Origin of the sequence: Corynebacterium sp. HMSC064H12 (genome assembly GCF_001809925.1) — a bacterium.
Classification (GTDB): Bacteria; Actinomycetota; Actinomycetes; order Mycobacteriales; family Mycobacteriaceae; genus Corynebacterium; species Corynebacterium jeikeium_D.
Genome location: NZ_KV799352.1, coordinates 168,855 through 183,479, shown reverse-complemented (window position 1 = coordinate 183,479; position 14,625 = coordinate 168,855). Strand labels below are relative to the sequence as shown.

13 protein-coding genes and 1 tRNA gene are annotated in these 14,625 nt (G+C 59.1%); 10 read left to right on the top strand and 4 right to left on the bottom strand.

The window, feature by feature from the left end; translation table 11 throughout:
- Positions 1 to 13: 13 nt before the first annotated feature.
- From HMPREF2681_RS08505 to HMPREF2681_RS08480, 6 genes are all read left to right on the top strand, one after another.
- Positions 14 to 505 (top strand): MarR family winged helix-turn-helix transcriptional regulator, encoded by a 492-nt coding sequence (locus HMPREF2681_RS08505; protein WP_070546785.1) that lies wholly within the window; start codon positions 14 to 16, stop codon positions 503 to 505.
- Between the two features lie 71 nt (positions 506 to 576).
- Positions 577 to 1,029, top strand: coding sequence for a MarR family winged helix-turn-helix transcriptional regulator (locus HMPREF2681_RS08500; RefSeq protein WP_070437896.1), 453 nt, complete (start codon positions 577 to 579; stop codon positions 1,027 to 1,029).
- Positions 1,030 to 1,198: 169 nt separating this feature from the next.
- Positions 1,199 to 2,401 carry an ABC transporter substrate-binding protein gene (locus tag HMPREF2681_RS08495; protein WP_070429338.1) on the top strand — a complete coding sequence of 401 codons (1,203 nt, stop codon included), beginning with the start codon at positions 1,199 to 1,201 and terminating at the stop codon, positions 2,399 to 2,401.
- Between the two features lie 30 nt (positions 2,402 to 2,431).
- Positions 2,432 to 3,607 carry a FecCD family ABC transporter permease gene (locus HMPREF2681_RS08490; RefSeq protein WP_070546782.1) on the top strand — a complete coding sequence of 392 codons (1,176 nt, stop codon included), beginning with the start codon at positions 2,432 to 2,434 and terminating at the stop codon, positions 3,605 to 3,607.
- A complete protein-coding gene (locus HMPREF2681_RS08485) occupies positions 3,607 to 4,398 on the top strand; it encodes an ABC transporter ATP-binding protein (RefSeq protein WP_070546779.1) in 792 nt (263 codons plus the stop codon). The genes HMPREF2681_RS08490 and HMPREF2681_RS08485 overlap by 1 nt, the downstream gene beginning before the upstream one ends.
- Before the next feature lie 93 nt (positions 4,399 to 4,491).
- A tRNA-Arg gene (locus HMPREF2681_RS08480) sits at positions 4,492 to 4,564 on the top strand.
- A 195-nt stretch (positions 4,565 to 4,759) separates the two neighbouring features.
- On the opposite strand, the gene HMPREF2681_RS08475 is transcribed toward HMPREF2681_RS08480, so the two are convergent.
- The 4 genes from HMPREF2681_RS08475 to HMPREF2681_RS08460 form a co-directional block, all read right to left on the bottom strand.
- Positions 4,760 to 5,782: a pirin family protein gene (locus HMPREF2681_RS08475; protein ID WP_070546777.1), complete on the bottom strand. Its 1,023-nt coding sequence runs from the start codon at positions 5,780 to 5,782 to the stop codon at positions 4,760 to 4,762.
- Positions 5,783 to 5,873: 91 nt separating this feature from the next.
- Entirely contained in the window at positions 5,874 to 6,602 is a 729-nt protein-coding gene (locus tag HMPREF2681_RS08470; protein ID WP_083301607.1) for a LutC/YkgG family protein, read from the bottom strand.
- A gap of 2 nt (positions 6,603 to 6,604) precedes the next feature.
- Positions 6,605 to 8,185 (bottom strand): LutB/LldF family L-lactate oxidation iron-sulfur protein, encoded by a 1,581-nt coding sequence (locus HMPREF2681_RS08465; protein ID WP_070546775.1) that lies wholly within the window; start codon positions 8,183 to 8,185, stop codon positions 6,605 to 6,607.
- Positions 8,185 to 8,973, bottom strand: coding sequence for a (Fe-S)-binding protein (locus HMPREF2681_RS08460; protein WP_070546772.1), 789 nt, complete (start codon positions 8,971 to 8,973; stop codon positions 8,185 to 8,187). The genes HMPREF2681_RS08465 and HMPREF2681_RS08460 overlap by 1 nt, the downstream gene beginning before the upstream one ends.
- A 213-nt stretch (positions 8,974 to 9,186) precedes the next feature.
- Here HMPREF2681_RS08460 and argS point away from each other — a divergent pair, with 213 nt between their 5' ends.
- From argS to thrB, 4 genes are all read left to right on the top strand, one after another.
- Positions 9,187 to 10,839, top strand: a complete 1,653-nt coding sequence (gene argS / locus HMPREF2681_RS08455; protein ID WP_070546769.1) for an arginine--tRNA ligase — start codon at positions 9,187 to 9,189, stop codon at positions 10,837 to 10,839.
- A gap of 65 nt (positions 10,840 to 10,904) precedes the next feature.
- The gene (lysA, locus tag HMPREF2681_RS08450) at positions 10,905 to 12,323 is read left to right on the top strand and encodes a diaminopimelate decarboxylase (RefSeq protein WP_070546766.1); all 1,419 of its coding nucleotides are present in this window, start codon (positions 10,905 to 10,907) and stop codon (positions 12,321 to 12,323) included.
- Positions 12,320 to 13,654 (top strand): homoserine dehydrogenase, encoded by a 1,335-nt coding sequence (locus HMPREF2681_RS08445; protein WP_070546764.1) that lies wholly within the window; start codon positions 12,320 to 12,322, stop codon positions 13,652 to 13,654. The genes lysA and HMPREF2681_RS08445 overlap by 4 nt, the downstream gene beginning before the upstream one ends.
- Positions 13,655 to 14,581 (top strand): homoserine kinase, encoded by a 927-nt coding sequence (gene thrB, locus HMPREF2681_RS08440; protein WP_005509404.1) that lies wholly within the window; start codon positions 13,655 to 13,657, stop codon positions 14,579 to 14,581.
- The last annotated feature ends 44 nt before the right edge of the window (positions 14,582 to 14,625 follow it).

Below are 14,625 nucleotides of genomic sequence, written 5' to 3'. Positions count from 1 at the left end.
AGGCTCTGTACATATGCAAGATGTTCCGTGGTTAAGTGATGAAGAGCAGCGGTTATGGCGCTCAATTCTGAACGCTAAACGGGCCGTTGACAGGTCAATCGATCTTCAGCTGCAAGATTCTCTCGATATTTCCACTGCAGATTTTTCGGTTCTGGTTGTTCTCTCCGAGGCTGAAGACAATGTAGTGCGCATGCGCACCCTGTGTGAATCCCTGGAATGGGACCGCAGCCGAATGTCGCACCAAATTACTCGTATGGAGCGACGCGGGCTAGTAACTAAGGAACGCTGCGCCTGCGATAACCGTGGTATCGATGTCACGCTTACTGAACACGGTCGAACTGTGATTGAGAAGGCGGCGCCGAACCATGTGAAGCTTGTACGTCATGTTGTGTTTGACGTGCTCGGTGAAAATATCGACTATCAGGGGATTTCCGCTGTGCTCGATAAGATTGCAGCGACCGCCAATGCTGCGGTCACCGATTCCGTCGACGGAAAAGCAGAGTAGTCAAAAGTTTTTCTGTGAGTGTTTTCTCATTTGTCTCCGCTTCGAGGCTCTCACCATTAGCCTAGAGCAGTATGAACTCATTTGAATGGCTGAGTGATGATGAACAGCTCTTTTGGCAGTCGATGGTAGCTGCTTTTCGCGAGGTAGAGCGCAATATTGAGCGGAGCCTACGCACTCGCACCGGGCTGACGTTCGCTGACTTTACCCTGCTCATCGCTTTGCATGAGGTGGAGGATGGGATTCTGCATGTTGACAAGATTTGTGATCGACTGAAGTGGAACCATCCCCGCGCGCTGCTGCATACCAACAGGTTGGAAAAGCGCGGATTTATTCACACCGAAGACCACGGCGAAGACCCGGACTCGGATTATGTCGTCGTCTTAACAGGCGTTGGTCGGCACGTGTTTGCCGAGGCGGCGCCGGATTATGTAGACACTGTTCGCCAGGAAGTTATTTCACCACTTGCTAATGAAGACCGCGAAGTGATGCTGAGGTGCTTCCAGTCGGTTCTCGAAAGGAAGTAAGACTTCCACGCCCTGCTAGTAAAACAACCACTAGCAGGGCGCTTTTTTCTCTACGTTTCAAGCTGTAAGGTAAGGCGTGCCTAAAGCAAAGGGGTGACTGTTCACTTCTCTTTGTGCACCCTAAGTACCAAAAATTACGCAGAAATAAACAAGGCAGAAACTGAAACGCATGAGAGTCAATATTTTCGCCAAGGCTAAAACCGCGCCAAAGACCAAAACTCTGGCCGCAATCGGGTGTGCAGCGCTGAGCTTCGTCGCTACAGCATGCGGTGCGGACGCAGAGTCGAACGAGGCTGCCGACAACAAAGGAGAACTCACTGTCACTGATGTCGCAGGTCGCACTGTGACCTTCGACAAGCAGCCAGAACGAGTCGTGCTCGGTGAAGGCCGCGCCATGTTTGTCACCGCGATGCTTGACCAAGAAAACCCGGGTGACCACGTTGTCGCCATGGGCAGCGATTTGCATTCGGGCGCACCGTCGTTTGAAACCAAGCTTTTCGAGACGAACCCCGAGCTGAAAGACATGCCGACCATCGGCAATATCGCCAAGGGCGATGTCACAGTTGAAAACCTCATCTCCCACGACCCAGACGTGGTCGTCATGACCCTTGACCACAAGAAGGCCGCGGAGCAGTCCGGTTTCCTCACCAAGCTCGATCAGGCAGGTCTGAAGTACGTATTCACCGACTTCCGGCAAAAGCCCCTGGAGAATACCGCCAAGTCCGTCGAGCTCCTCGGCCAGATCGTCGATGAGCAGGACAATGCCAAGAAGTTCACCGACTTCTACACAAAGCGCGTCAACGAGATCACCGAACGTGCCGCCAAGCTCGAAGACAAGCCAAAGACCTTCGTCTGGCGAGCAGCCGGTCTCAAGGATTGCTGCTCGACCGTCAACAAGTCCAACCTCGGTGACCTTGTCACAGCAGCCGGCGGTGAGAACCTCGGAGACAGCCTCCTCGACACCGAATCGGGCGACGTGACCGCAGAGAAGGTCCTGTCCGTCCAGCCGGAGAAGATCATCGCCACCGGTGGTTCTTGGGCGCTCGATCCGAAGAAGCCGGAAGTGCTGCCACACGTCGAACTCGGCTACACCGCCACCCCAGAGACCGCACAGCGCACTCTGGAAGGCCTGCTGAAGACTCCGGGTTTTGACACCCTGACCGCGCCGAAGAAGGGTGATCTGTACGCCGCCTTCCACCAGTTCTACGACTCGCCGTACAACGTCTTCGCGCTCGAGCAATTCGCCAAGTGGATTCACCCAGAGGAGTTCGCTGACCTCGACCCGGTCGCTGACTTCGCCAAGTTCCACAAGGACTACCTGCCCTTCGAACTCAGCGGCACCTTCTTCACCGCGCTGGAGCCGACCAAGTAACCCATCTTCCACCATCGAAGAAGGAATCCGATGACTTACACCAATCTGCACGCTCCCGCGTCAGGGCTTGACGACGAACCCCGCGAGCCCACCTCCACCAACGACAGTGGCGGTCAAGAGTCGCAGCCCGCCACCGAACAGCACGAGTGTCCGTCGTCAAGCACGACCTACGACTCTGCGCGACAGTACCGACGACGCTCCGCCCGGAAGATTGCCGTTATTGCGGTGCTGGTGGGGCTGGCCGTGTGCGCGTTTGTAGTAGCGACGATCGTGGGGCCGATGTCACTGAGTGTGGGGGATGTCGTCCGGGGCATCGTGAGCCCGAATGATGTTGACGAAACCACTCGTACGGTGCTGTGGAAGCTGCGCCTGCCTGCATCAGTGATGGCAGTGCTGATTGGTGCAGCGCTGTCGCTTGCCGGTGCACAGATGCAGACAATCCTCGACAACCCACTGGCGGAGCCGTTTACCCTCGGTATTTCGGCTGCAGCGGCGTTCGGTGGGGCGGCATCGATTGTGCTGGGCTGGGTGATCATTCCGCATGCGCAGTTCAACCTGGCGGCCGTGGCCTGGGTATCATCCGTCATCGCGGTGGCGATTGTGGCGGCGGCGTCGGTATGGCGCGGCTCGGGTAAGGAATCGATGATTCTGCTGGGTATTGGTCTGGTGTTTCTATTCCAAGCGCTGTTGTCGCTGTTGCAATACCGCGCGACTACCGAGGCGCTCCAGCAGATTGTGTTCTGGACGATGGGCTCGCTCCAGCGCGCGAACTGGGTGGCCAACGGCATTATTGCGGCGGCACTGCTGATCGCCATTCCGTTCACCATTCGCTATGCGTGGGCGCTGACGGTGCTGCGACTTGGCGATGCCCGCGCAAAAGCCGTGGGCATCAATGTGGATAGGCTGCGCATTGCGACGCTGATTGTAGCCTCGCTGCTGGCGGCAACCGCAGTGGCCTTTGCCGGCATCATCGGCTTCATCGGACTGGTCGGTCCACACATTGCGCGCATGCTGGTCGGTGAAGAACAGCGCTTCTTTGCCCCGGCATCGATGGCGGCAGGCGCGGCGCTGCTGGCGGCAGCTCATGCGGTATCCATCACGGTGGTGCCGGGTGTGGCAGTGCCGATTGGCATCATTACCGCAATCGTCGGTGTCCCATTTTTTGTTGGCTTGGTTTTCCTGCGTAAGAGGACGGTGTGGAACTAATGGGCGTATTTCTCGATGTCAACGAAGTAGCTGCAGGCTATGGCAAGCGGAAGGTGCTGCGCGGGGCCTCAGTACGCACGCTGAAGCCCGGTACGGTGACGGGTTTGCTCGGGCCAAACGCTGCGGGCAAATCCACACTGATGACCACTCTGGCGGGGATTCGAAAGCCCATGTCCGGGGAGATTGCACTGACCCGTGACAATGAGCGGGTCATCGGCTCCGAACTGCGCGATGTGGTGGGCTACGTGCCGCAGGATCTGCCGGCTAGCGCCTCGCTGACCGCATTCGAATCGGTACTGGTCTCTGGTCGGCGCGCCGGGCGTCTGCGCGTGCGCGGCTCCGAGATTGAGCACACGGCGGAGGTTCTCCGGAAGGTTGGTATTGAGCACCTTGCCGACCGCTTCGTCGGCGAGCTCTCCGGCGGTCAGCGTCAGCTCGTCGCCGTCGCGCAGATGTTTGTCCGCGATCCCGAGGTCATGCTTCTCGACGAACCCACCTCCGCCCTCGACCTGCGCCACCAGGTGGAACTCCTAAAACTCGTCCGCGCGGAAGTCTCCTCACGGAGCTCCTTGGCGCTCGTCGCAATCCACGATCTCAATCTCGCAGCCCGCTACTGCGATGAGCTTGTCATGCTTCACGACGGCCACGTGGTTGCCCAGGGGAGTCCTGCTGACGTTCTCACACCGGATCTTTTGGCCCGCGTCTATGGAATTCGAGCCCGCGTGCTTAATGATGGAGGCGTTCCTGTGGTGTGTCCTATTGAGGAAGACCAGGTTTCTGAGGCCGCATAGTGCGGATTTGGCTGGGGTGCGGGGCATTTCGCTAATCGCCCCAGCCAAGTGGTAACATCTTTTCTCGTTGCACTTGTTGTGCTTGTGCCACACGCCCCCGTAGCTCAGTGGATAGAGCGCCGGTTTCCGGTACCGAAGGTCGGAGGTTCGACTCCTCTCGGGGGCACGTCTTATCCCTTAAGCGGTTAGGTTCGATTAGATTCGCCTGGTTGCTTGAGGGATTTTTGTTTCGGGTGTACCTGGCGGAAGCGGGCCAATCCGAGTTACTGACTGCGTTTATGACAAAAATGACCCAAAAAATGGCCTGAAAGTGTCATAAACTCACACAGTTTCACATGTGCAGCCCGCCGGGGGATCCCGGTTAGTTGACCGGGCGACGAACCGTACCGTCCGGATAGCGGGCAAAGCGCCCCTCTTCAAAGGGTGCAACCGGATCGTTGGAATCAAACCGCCATGCGCCGAACTCGCCACGCTGGTAGGCATCGAATGCTTCAACGAGCTCTTCGCGGCTATTCGCGACAAACGGGCCATGCTGATACACGGGAGCGCCAATCGGTCGGCCTTGGAGGATGAGCGCGAAGGCCCCCTCGTCACCTGCAGAAATGTCCAGTGCCTCGGTTGAGCGCAGCACTGCGCCCTCTTGCACCAGCGTTTCGCCCTCGATAGTGAGGCTGCCGCGTAGAGAGTAGAGAGTCCGAATTGTCTCGGCATAATTGGTTGGTGGCAACGTTAGCTGTGCGTTCGGCTGCAAACGCAGCACCCACACGGCTACATCGGAATCTGGTGCAGCGGCCCAGGATTCCGGTGGTGGAGCAAGCGGCTGAGTATCGCCGAATGCGCCCGCGATGACCTTTATGTCGTAGCCGTGGCCATTGTCATCAGTGCCGGTGACATGCGGAGTGTCTTCTGCCCAGAACATCTGGAAGTGCGGCTTTGCCCCCTTGCCTTCGGGCGGCAGGTTCAGCCAAATCTGAAACATGTGGTGAGGATTGGGGCCGTCGTTATGCAGAAGCGGGAACATTTCAGCATGCGCAGTGCCTGCGCCGGTGGTCAGCCACTGCGTGTCGCCCTCGCCGTAACGAGCCTGTGCGCCCTCGGCGTCGGTGTGGTCAACAAAGCCTTCCTCGACGATCGAGATGGTTTCAAAGCCGCGGTGTGGGTGGGAGGGGAAGCCGGGGACGGTTGTGCCGTGGTACATGGACCAGCCGTCCTTGCCGGAAAAGTCCATGCCGATATTACGGCCGAGCAGAGAGGCATCGGGAGCCATAGTTTGGCCCTTGGCCTGTGGATATAGGTCATAGTGGTGGACGGCAAACAGGAATGGGTCCATACCTGGAAGCTGCGGATTATCGGCTACGGAGAATTTTTGAATGATTGCGCTCATGACAGGCTCCTTTGGCTAGCTAAATTCATCATCCACAACAAAATGTTGGCGTGTCAATCAAAATGCTAGCCAAGAACCGACCCGACTGTCTCTACTCAGCAATAATCACAATCAGCGTGCGCGGCCCGTGGACACCTTCGACTCGGGTGAGCTCGATGTCCGAGGTCGCAGAAGGCCCCGAAATCATAGTGATTGGAGCAGTGGGATCACTCTCGCGTAGACGGGAAAATGCCTCCGGAATGCCGTAGACGACCGTGGAAGCGGGCACAACGCAGATGTGAATATCCGGCACCAAGGTCAGCGCGCGGCGGCCAGAAGTGGCCGAACCGTCCAGGAAAATGGTGCCGGTCTCGGCGCAGGTGACAGCAGAGCTGGTGACAATCGCATCGAGCTCGTCCAGCTCTTCGGCGGTGAAACCGGTATCGACGCGAATCTCGGTGGTGGCCTTACCTCCACCAGACTCCAACCCCGCAACCCACTCGCGGTCTAGACCTTCGGGAATACCAATCAACGAGGCCCCGACATCAGCAATTGCCTTCTTCACAGCCTCATTGATGTCGGTTGCCGAGCTGCCACAGTGGCGCACGTCGGCCTTGTAATCGGCGATGCGCTCGTCGGCAAGCGAAATGATCTCTTTGGCCGTCAGGTCGGAGGAGCGCTCGTAGTCGCGGGGGATGTCGAAATGCGCGCCGGGCTCGCCAGGGATGATGCCCACGTCAGAGGCCAAGTCACGGCCTTCGAAGGCGATTTTCTGAGCATTGCGGATACGCTCGAGGATTTCGCTCTTGGCAATGTTTGCGGATGCTGAGGAGTGGGACATCGCTAGGCCTCCTTGCCGGATGTGTCGGACGAGTCAGATTGATCAGAACTCGACAGCCCATTAATCTTCGTCGGAACCTGATTGGTCGATTCGCGGGTCAGCTGCGCCGAGAAATCCTTCGAACCCCACAGTGAGCGGAACGGCTTCTTCGGCGGAACCGGGGTATCACGCGCATCCGACCACCCGCTGAGGAAGAGCGGCAGGGCGTGAATCTCGCCGTCCTTCAAACCGAGTACGCGGGCGAGGGAGGCCATCTTTGCGCTCATATTCCAGAGCTTCTGATTGCCCATGATGAACCCGAGCGTGGCAAACAGCTTGCCCTCCACCGGCGGGCGGTGTTCCGTGACCTTACGGTGGCGCAGCTCCAGCAGTGCCGCAGGGATGTCAATTCGCACCGGGCAGACCTCAAAGCAAGCCCCGCACAGCGAAGACGCATAGGGCAGCGAAGCATTCGGATCATCGTAGGAATCCATGCCAGTGAGCTGCGGGGACAAAATCGCACCAATCGGGCCCGGGTAGACCGAACCGTAAGCGTGACCGCCCACGTGCTCATAAACAGGGCAGATATTCAGGCATGCCGAGCAGCGAATGCACTTCAGCGCTTCACGCCCAATCGGATCTGCAAGAGTGGCCGAGCGCCCATTGTCCAGCAACACAATGTGGAAATTCTTCGGGCCGTCGCCGTCGGTCGTTCCCGTCCACAGAGAGGTGTAGGGATTCATACGCTCGCCTGTCGACGACCGTGGCAGTAGCTGCAAGAAGACTTCCAGATCCTGGAAGGTGGGAAGCAGCTTCTCAATACCCATCACCGAAATCAGTGTTTCCGGCAGTGTGAGGCACATACGGCCGTTGCCCTCAGATTCGACGACGGCTACCGTGCCGGTTTCGGCTACACCGAAGTTGGCGCCAGAAATCGCAACCTTGGCCTCCATAAACTGCTCGCGCAGGAACTTACGGGATGCCTCGGCCAGATCGGCCGGATTGGCTTTCAGGTCCGGGTCGACTCCGGGGATTCCATTGAGGAAGATCTCGCGGATATCTTCGCGATTGCGGTGGATAGCAGGAACCAGGATGTGGCTCGGCATGTCGTCGGCAAGCTGAACGATGAGTTCCGCCAGGTCGGTTTCGCGGGCGGTGATGCCGGCGTCGGCAAGTGCTTCGTTCAAGCCGATTTCCTGTGTGGCCATCGACTTAATCTTGACGACCTTTTCTTCACCGGTCTCTTTCACCAAGTCCGTGATGATGCGGTTTGCCTCGGCGGCATCGCGCGCCCAGTGGACGTGACCGCCGGCATTCGTAACTGACTCTTCAAACCGCTCCAGCAGTTCCGGCAGACGCGCCATAACATCGCGCTTGATGTGGCTGCCCGCGAGCCGCAGCTGCTCCCAGTCATTCTTCTCGGCTACGACATGCGCGCGCTTCTGACGAATCGAACGCGTGGCATGACCGACATTTTCGCGCATGCGAGTGTTCTTGAGCTCCTCGTGCGCTGCGGCCGTGAACCCGCGCGTACCGCGCAGATGCCCGACGTTGTGCGGCGCGCGGGGAGGAAGGGCTGGCATGCCGACGTTAATTGCGACCATTACTGTTCACCTCGCAGGGAAGCCTCTTGGCGGTTGTGCACATCAAACGGGGTCTCCTTGGTGGAGGCCAGAATCTCGGCCATATGGATGGCGTGCACGCCAGAGTCCTGGCGACGCAACGCGCCACCGATATTGAGCAAGCAGGAAGCATCGCCAGCGGTGACGAACTCCGCTTCCGTAGCGCGAATATTGGCTGTCTTGTCGGCAACCATTGCAGCGGAGGTCTCCGCATTCTTCACCGAGAAGGTGCCGCCAAAACCGCAGCACTCCGCCGCGCCAGGCAGCTCGCGCAGATCGATTCCATCGACCGCGCTGAGCAGCCGCCACGGACGGTCACCCACCTTGAGTACCCGCAAGCTGTGGCAGGTGGAGTGGTAGGTCACTGAGTGGTGGAAGTAAGCACCGACGTCAGTCACACCAGCGACATCGGTGATGAACTCGGAGAGATCCAGCGTCTTGTTCGCGCAGGCCTGTGCCGCGTGGACTTGGGCACGGGTACCGTAGCGGCCCGCAATCATCGGATGCTGGTGGTGAACGGCGCCGGCGCAGGAACCGGACGGGGCGACAACGTAATCAATCGAGGAATCTGCAAAAGCATCAGCGTAGGTGTCCAGCTGAGGAAGGACTTCCTTCTGGTACCCGGTGTTGACGTGCATTTGGCCGCAGCAGGTTTGTTGTGGTGGAAAGACCACATCGCATCCTAGGCGCGTGAGAACTCTGGCGGTCGCACTCACTGCATCTGGAAACATCATGTCCCCGATGCAGGTCGCGAAAAGTGCTACTTTCACGGTCGCTCCAAAAAGGGTTGAGGGGTAAGGCAATAATTTCCTACCTGAATGCTACGCCTAGCCCCGGATTAAATCTGTTCTCAACCTGAATTCGGCTGGATCGTGAAAGGGGCGCAGGACAGCCGGAGGCGGTGGCCTGCAGATACCCCTCAAATCAATCTTTTGGTGGCTGATGTTTCCACGACTGCGATTGACCTAATAGGATAGGCAATCGTGAATCCTGCTGATCTTGCTGTACTAGTCCGAAAAGTCACCGTCGAGGTTTTGACTGCCCACGATGCCGATGTCTCTATCGTGCCGGAAAACCCGACCGTCGAGCGTCCGCGTAACCCTGAGCACGGCGACTACGCAACCAATATCGCCATGCAGCTGGGCAAGCGCGTCGGCATGGTGCCGCGTGACTTGGCAACTGAAATTGCCACAGCGCTCGGCGCTTCTGAGGGCATCGATGAAGCAACCATCGCAGGCCCGGGCTTTATTAACATCCGCCTGGCCTCCGATGCCCAGGGCAAGATCGTCGAGGACGTCCTGGCAGCGGGGGAGAAGTGGGGCCATGCCGACTTCAACTCCAACCTCGACGTGAACCTGGAGTTTGTCTCCGCAAATCCGACCGGGCCGATTCACCTGGGTGGTACTCGCTGGGCAGCAGTCGGTGACGCTCTCGGTCGTGTCCTGTCTGCCACCGGTGCCAAGGTCACCCGCGAGTACTACTTCAATGACCACGGTCGCCAGATTGACCGCTTCTCCGACTCCTTGGTTGCAGCCGCTCGCAACGAGCCGACTCCGGAAGATGGCTACGGCGGAGAGTACATCCAGGACATCGCCGCTGCTGTGCTGGAGAAGAACCCGCAGGCACTCGAGGGCTCTGAGGAAGAGGTCCAGGAGCACTTCCGCGCCATCGGCGTGGACATGATGTTCGAGCACATCAAGAAGTCTCTGCACGAGTTCGGCACCGATTTCGACGTTTACTTCCACGAAAACTCGCTGTTCGAGTCCGGTCAGGTGGAAGCAGCTGTCAATTCCCTGAAGGAAAACGGCAAGCTCTACGAAGCTGACGGCGCATGGTGGCTGAAGTCCACCGATTACGGTGACGACAAGGACCGCGTGGTCATCAAGTCCGACGGCGACGCAGCCTACATCGCAGGTGACATCGCCTACGTTAAGAACAAGTTCGACCGCGGCCACAACCTGTGCATCTACATGCTGGGTGCCGATCACCACGGCTACATCGCACGTCTGCGCGCGGCCGCTGCAGCGCTCGGCTACAACGCCGATGGCGTCGAGGTGCTCATCGGTCAGATGGTCAACTTGCTTCGCGACGGCAAGGCTGTCCGGATGTCCAAGCGTGCGGGCACAGTGGTCACCTTGGACGACCTGGTTGAGGCAATCGGCGTCGATGCTGCTCGCTACTCGCTAATCCGTTCCTCCGTGGACTCCAGCCTGGATATCGACCTGGGGCTGTGGGCTTCGCAGTCCAGCGACAACCCGGTCTACTACGTCCAGTACGGTCACGCTCGTCTGTGCTCAATCGGTCGCCGTGCCGAAAAGGCCGGTGTGACCAGCGAAGGCGCTGACTTCTCCCTGCTGGTAGAGGACCGCGAAGGTGAGCTCATCCGCACTATCGGTGAGTTCCCGGCCATCATCAAGTCTGCTGCTGACCTGCGGGAACCACACCGCATTGCCCGTTACGCTGAGCAGCTTGCCGGTGTCTTCCACCGCTTCTACGACACCTGCCAGATCCTGCCAAAGGCAGACGAAGAGGTATCCGAGCTACACCGTGCTCGTCTCGGCCTGGCTGAGGCTACCCGCCAGACGCTGGCCAATGCTCTGCAGCTGCTCGGTGTTACTGCACCTGAGCGCATGTAGTCGAACGCGCCCGTAAAACTACACCCCGTTGCTCCGCCCGGGTAACGGAGAAAGAGAGCTGTTTCGTGCCTATCGACGGCAATGGTTTCGAACTGGGTGGCTACACCCGACCCGACTCCACCCAATTTAATGAACTACCAGCGCATGTCTGGCCAACTACCGCCCGTCGTCGGGGCGCTGACGAAGAGAATCCCGGCTCGGTGGAAATTGGTGGCGTGAGCCTGGTCGACATTGCCAAGGAGTTTGGCACTCCGGTTTTTGTCGTCGATGAGCAGGACTTCCGCTCTCGCTGCCGCTCGATGGCCAAGGCCTTCCGCGGCGCGGAGAATGTCCACTACGCATCCAAGGCTTTCCTGTCGAAGACCATTGCCCGCTGGGTAATGGAGGAGGGGCTGCATCTCGATGTCGCCTCGGGCAACGAGATGGCTATCGCTCTGGCGGCGGGTTTCCCAGCCAAGGACATGACCTTCCACGGCAACAACAAGTCCACCGCTGAGCTGCGTGATGCTACCTCCGCTGGCGTGGGCAAGATTGTGCTTGACTCCCGTTCGGAGCTGCGTCGCCTGTCCCAGGTGGCGGCTGAAGCAGGCGTGGTGCAGGACGTGCTCGTTCGCGTGAAGCCCGGTGTGGAAGCGCACACCCACGAGTTCATTGCTACTGCGCATGAAGATCAGAAGTTCGGCTTTTCCCTCGCGTCCGGTTCGGCGCTGGAAGCTGCCAACCTCGTAGAAGAGGACGACAATCTGCGCCTGGTTGGTCTGCACTGCCACATCGGCTCCCAGATTGTCGATTCCGACGGTTTCATTCTCGCCGCCGAGCGCGTGTTCTCACTGGTGGAAAAGCTGGTCGAACGCCACGGCACTGAAATCTCGGAACACTTCAACACCCTCGACCTCGGTGGCGGTTTCGGAATCGCCTACACCGCAGGCGAGCAGCCCCTCGACGTTGCTCCGCTTGCCGACGAGATCCTCACTGCCGTAGACAAGCTTGCGCAGCGTATCGGCATTGCGACTCCGACAGTGGCTGTTGAACCAGGTCGTGCCATCGTCGGCCCGTCCATGGTCACGGTGTACGAAGTGGGCACTTTGAAGGATGTGACCATCGATGACGGCATGACCCGTCGTTACGTATCGGTCGATGGCGGCATGAGCGACAATATTCGTCCGGCGCTTTACGGCTCGAACTATGATGGTCGCGTTGTTAATCGCGAGGTGTCCGGTTCCAGGATTCCCACCCGCGTCGTCGGAAAGCACTGTGAATCGGGAGACATTCTGATTAACGATGCGAACTACCCGAACGACATTGTCGAGGGTGATCTGTTCGCGCTCGCTGCTACTGGGGCATACTGTTACGCAATGGCCAGCCGCTACAACATGCTGACGCGACCACCAGTAGTGTCGGTATGCGATGGTCAAGTGACCCAAATATTAAGACGAGAAACCGTACAAGACTTACTAAGCCTGGAGTGTGAAACGCCACGATGACTGCCGCAACGAATAATCCTGGAAAGGGCGAGGGCCACAAAGTTGGTGTCGCTATTTTAGGTCTTGGCACAGTCGGTACTGAGGTTTACCGCCTGCTCAACGAGAAGGCTGAGGACTTCGAGCGCCGCATCGGCGGACCGGTCGAGGTCGTTGGTATTGCTGTGAGCGACAAGACCAAGCCGCGTCCGAATGTGGATCAGGATCTTCTTACCGACGATGCTTTTTCGCTGGTTCAGCGCGATGACGTTGACCTGGTAGTCGAGGTCATCGGCGGCATTGATTACCCACGTCGCGTTGTGCTGGAGGCACTGCGTGCCGGCAAGTCGGTCGTGACCGCCAACAAGGCACTCGTCGCCGCTCACGGCGAGGAGCTCTCTGAGGCTGCCGATTCCTCGGGTGTCGACCTTTTCTTCGAGGCAGCTGTGGCTGCAGCTATCCCGGTCGTCGGGCCGCTGCGCCGTTCGCTGGCCGGTGACACTGTCAATAAGGTCATGGGTATTGTCAACGGCACTACCAACTTCATCCTTGATGCGATGGACTCCACTGGTGCGGACTACGACGAGATGCTGGCAGAGGCCACCCGCCTGGGTTACGCCGAGGCCGACCCGACTGCAGACGTCGAGGGCCACGATGCCGCTTCCAAGGCAGCTATTCTGGCCAGCCTGGCATTCCACACCCGCGTGACTGCTGATGATGTTCACTGCGAGGGTATTACCGAGATCACCGCTGACGACATCGCAGCCGCCAAGAGCGCAGACTGCACCATTAAGCTGCTGGCTACCTGTGAGCGGGTTACGGACGAAAATGGCAAGGAGTCCATTTCCGCCCGCGTGTACCCAGCGCTGATTCCACGTCGTCACCCGCTGGCAACTGTGCGTGAGTCTTTCAACGCTGTCTTCATTGAGGCCGAGGCCGCTGGTCGCCTGATGTTCTACGGCAACGGCGCTGGTGGTAATCCGACCGCCTCCGCAGTGCTCGGTGACCTCGTTGCAGCTGCTCGCAACATTGTCCACGGTGGTCGCGCACCGGGAGATTCCACCTACGCTACCCTGCCGATTCTCGACTTCGGTGACGTTCGCACCCGCTACCACATCGACCTGCACGTCGACGATCGCGTCGGAGTGCTTGCCGATGTCGCTCGTACCTTCTCTGATCACAACATCTCCCTGCGCACCGTCCGCCAGGAAGAGGGCGCCAACGGCGCTCGCCTGGTCATCGTGACCCACAAGGCACTGGAGAAGGATTTGGAAGCAACGGTTGACGAATTGCGCGCCAACGACGCGGTTTTGGCCGTCAACAACGTCATTCGTATCGAAGGAATGGATATCTAAATGGCACAGGAGCTTTTCCCGGGTCAGAAGGTCACCGTCACGGTTGCAGGTTCGTCAGCGAACTTGGGCCCGGGCTTCGACACCCTGGGGTTGGCAGTTGCGCTCTACGACATCGTCGAGGTCGAGGTCATCGAGTCCGGTGTCGTCGTTGAGATTCACGGCGAGGGCGAAGTTGACCTGCCGCGCAACGAATCTAATCTGGTTGTGCGCGCGATTCGCGCGGGCCTTCGCGCCGCAGGTGTCGAGGCACCGGGGCTGAAGGTTATTTGCCACAACACCATTCCGCAGTCGCGCGGTCTGGGCTCTTCCGCAGCCGCCGCCGTCGCCGGTGTCGCTGCCGCTAACGGTCTGGCGGGCTTCCCGCTTACCGACGACCAGGTAATCCAAGAATCTTCGGTCTTCGAGGGCCACCCGGATAACGCTGGCGCATCCGTTCTCGGCGGGGCAGTGGTCAGCTGGACTGACAAGCCTGTCGATGGTCGTACCGCTCCTCAATACCGAGCAGTGAGCATTCCGGTGCATGAGTCCATTCAGGCGACCGCACTTGTACCGGCATTCCACGCCTCCACGAATGCAGTTCGTCAGGTGCTGCCGAGCGATGTTTCGCATGTCGACGCTCGTTTCAATGTCTCTCGTACTGCGGTTATGACCGCAGCGCTGCAGTCCCACCCGGAACTGCTGTGGGAGGGAACGCGAGATCGCCTGCACCAGCCGTACCGCTCCGACGTGCTGCCGGTGACCGCAGAGTGGGTCAACCGCCTGCGCAACCGTGGCTACGCAGCATTTCTCTCGGGTGCTGGCCCGACCTGTATGGTTCTGGGAACTACTGCAGTGGATGAGAAAATCTTGGACGATGCCCGCGAGGCTGGCATCAAGGTCATGGAGCTGGGAATCGGCGAGCCGGTTAAGGTCGTGGTCGACGGCTAAGCCGCCGCTGCGGCCAGGTGCCGAGCCAGTGGCTTAGCCTGCCA